This window comes from Corynebacterium sp., from assembly GCF_030152825.1.
Taxonomy (GTDB): Bacteria; Actinomycetota; Actinomycetes; order Mycobacteriales; family Mycobacteriaceae; genus Corynebacterium.
The window spans coordinates 1-3158 of record NZ_JASLIP010000042.1; the positions used below are offsets into that span (position 1 = coordinate 1).

3 protein-coding genes are annotated in these 3158 nt (G+C 66.8%); 2 read left to right on the plus strand and 1 reads right to left on the minus strand.

The window, feature by feature from the left end; all coding sequences use genetic code 11:
* On the plus strand, positions 1-369 hold a 369-nt coding region (locus Q1V78_RS05020), incomplete at its 5' end, for a VOC family protein (RefSeq protein WP_300612299.1).
* Positions 370-396: 27 nt separating this feature from the next.
* On the opposite strand, the gene Q1V78_RS05025 is transcribed toward Q1V78_RS05020, so the two are convergent.
* Complete coding sequence (locus tag Q1V78_RS05025) at positions 397-2433, minus strand: M13-type metalloendopeptidase (RefSeq protein WP_300612301.1); 2037 nt, start codon at positions 2431-2433, stop codon at positions 397-399.
* Positions 2434-2573: 140 nt separating this feature from the next.
* On the opposite strand from Q1V78_RS05025, the gene Q1V78_RS05030 reads away from it, so the two are divergent.
* On the plus strand, positions 2574-3158 hold a 585-nt coding region (locus tag Q1V78_RS05030), incomplete at its 3' end, for a hypothetical protein (protein WP_300612303.1).

Sequence of the window (3158 nt, forward strand, 5' to 3'; positions counted from 1 at the left end):
TGGGACGAGACCCTGGAGTTCTACCACGAGCTCGCGGGCTGGGATATCCGCGTGGATAAGAACTCCGACGGCAGCCGCTACGCACTCGGCGAGTTCGAGGGTGCGGCACTCGTCGGCCTGTGGGACACCCAGGAGACGCAGCTGCCCTCCATGTGGACTCTCTACCTCGGGGTCGCGGACATCGACGCCGCGGTGGACACCGCGCGGGAGCTGGGCGCCCAGATCATCCGGGAGCCCTATGATTCCGAATTCGGTCGGGTCGCCACGATCACCGATCCCACCGGCGCGCTGCTGAACCTCACCGAGGTCGAGGAGTATGTCCCGGACGAGACCGAGGACTTCGAGCCCGACCTCTTCGCCGACCTCTAGGTCGGCCTGGTAGCCGTCGGCCGGCGGCTACCAGATCGTCACGCGCTGGTCCTCGGCCAGCCACATGCCATCGGCCTCGGTGACCTCCCAGGCCTGGTAGAACTCCGGGATATTCGACGCGACCACGTTGCAGCGGAACTCCGCCGGGGAGTGCGGGTCGATGGAGATGTACTGCGCGGACATCTGCGGGCGGATGGCCGTCTGCCAGACCCGCGCCCACTGCAGGAAGACATGCTGTAGCGCCTCCCGGTACTCCGCGCTCGGCCCCTCCGCGGTCGCCACCTCGACGCCCTGGTCGCTCAGGTAGCGGCGCAGCGCGACGATGGCGATACCCAGGCCGCCGAGGTCGCCGATGTTCTCGCCCAGGGTGAAGGAGCCGTTGACCTTGTGCGCGGTCTCGCCGCGCTGCTTCAGGCCGGTTGGCACGAGACCCTCGAACTGCGCGACGAGCTTGTCCGTGAGCTGCGTGAACGCCGCACGGTCCTCCTCGCTCCACCAGGAGTGCAGGTTGCCGTCGCCGTCGAACTTCGAGCCCTGGTCGTCGAAGCCGTGCCCGATCTCGTGACCGATGACCGCACCGATCGCGCCGAAGTTGCTGGCGGCGTCGGCGTCCATGCTGAAGAACGGCGGGCGCAGGATCGCGGCGGGGAAAGTGATGTCGTTCATCACCGGGTTGTAGAAGGCGTTGACGGTCTGCGGGGTAGCAAACCAGGTCGCGGGGTCCGTGGGCTTGCCCAGCTTGTTGATCTCGTAGTCGTGGTTGAAACGGCTGGCCGCCCGCACATTATCCAGCAGCTCTGCACCGCCGGCCGCGAACTCTAGACCATCGAACTCGCGCCACTTCTCCGGGTAGCCGATCTTCGCGCGGAACTTACCCAGCTTCACCAGCGCCTTCTCGCGGGTGGCGGGGGTCATCCACTCCAGGGTGGAGATGCGTTCGCGGTAGGCCTCGATGAGGTAGTCCACCAACTCGAGCATCTTCTCCTTATACTCCGGCGGGAAGTGCTCGGCGACGAACTTCTTGCCGACCTCCTCGCCGATCGCACCCTCGACCAGGCCCAGACCGCGTTTCCAGCGGGCGCGCTGCTCCGTCGAACCGCTCAGGGTGCGCCCGTAGAACTCGAAGCGCCGGTTGGTGAACTTCGCTGGCAGGTACGGCGCGCGGGAGTTCAGAACACGCCAGGTCGCCCAGAGCTTCCAATCGTCCAGCGGCACGCTGCCAGCCAGCTTGCCGACGTGCTCGATGAAGCTCGGCTGGCTCACGATCACGCGCTCGGCAGCCGCGCTACCAGCGGCGATACCGGTGGCCTCGAACCATTCCGCGAAGGGGAAGCCCGTCGGCAGATCCGCCACCGCCATCGGGTTGTGGGTCTTCTCCGCATCGCGGCTGGTCACGTTATCCCAGTGCCCCTCGGCAAGCTGGGTCTCAAAGTGCAGGATCGCCTCAGTGGCCTCCGCCGCACCCTCACCTGCGTGGCTTCCCGGAAGAGCGCGCCCCTCAGCGAGGTAGAGCTCCAGCATGTCCGTCACATACTCGCGGTAAGCGGCCAGCGTGTCTTGGTGCTGTTCCTGCCGGTAGTAGGCCTCGTCCGGCAGCCCCAGCCCGGATTGCATCAGGTAGGCGCGCTCGGCATCGCCCTCGGCGTCCTTAGCGACGAAGTAGCCCGCCACGCCGCCGACGCCAGCGCGGTCCAGCGCACCCAGCGCAATGGCCAGCTCGCGAATGTCCGCGGCGGCGTTGATCCCGGCCAGGTCGGCTTCCAGCGGTGCGAGCCCGGCGGCCTCGATGCCCTCCTCATCCATAAAGGAGGAGTACAGCGCACCGATCTGGGAATCGGCGGGCTGGGTCTCCACGATGGCGCGGACGTCCTTCTCCGACTGGTCGCGCAGCTGGTGGAAGGTGCCGTCGACCGCGCGATCAGCAGGAATCTCGTGGCTGGCCAGCCACTGCCCGTTGACGTGGCGGTACAGGTCCTGAGCAGGCGAAATGTCCTCGCCCGCGGCGGCCTCGGTGATGTTATCCGGCAGTTCCGGCTGGCTGGATGTTGTCTTCTTTTCGTTCATGTTCCCCCACTGTAGTGCGCGCTGCAGACACGGCGTTGTCTTCTCTTTTTAGGACGTCGCCCCGGCCGGAGACCGTGCCACCCGCCGGACCAGTGTTGGTGGAGATGGGGTGTGTCTGGTGCGGGGGCTACGATGAAAAAATGGATCGGAGACAGTTGACGGCGCCGGGCGTGCCGTTCGGGAAGTCGCGGCGAAACCGCTACGTCGCCGCGGTGGGAGCAGCGGCCGTAGTGGGGCTCGCGGGGCCGGTGGCGGTGAACGCCGCGCTCACGGCCGAAGCGCCGGCTCACTACGCGAACCCCGCGGAGGCTTTCGACGAAAACCTGATGAGCTTCGCGGACTGGCCCCTGGACTTCGGGGTGCTGCGCGACTGCGCCGCACCGAAAACCGAGGATGCAATGGTCGCGCCAGAGTTCTCCTGCCCTTCCTCCCAGGTGGAGGTCGTGAGCATGCTCTCGGTGAAGAACCCGGTGCTGGCGGTGGACCGGGCGATCCGGGCGATTAACTTCGCGGATCTGCAGAGCATGCGGCCCGTCCGGTACACGGAGACCGCACTCGAGATCGCCCCGGAGCTGAAGGAGCGTACTGGGGTGACCGACGTCTGGGTGACCGACTACTACGAGGTAGCCGCCGCCAACGACGAGGGCGAGGACGTCGACCCGTTTTCCGATGCCGACCTCAGTCGGACGGTCGGGTTCTTCCGTGAGGATGACGGCGGGGACGGC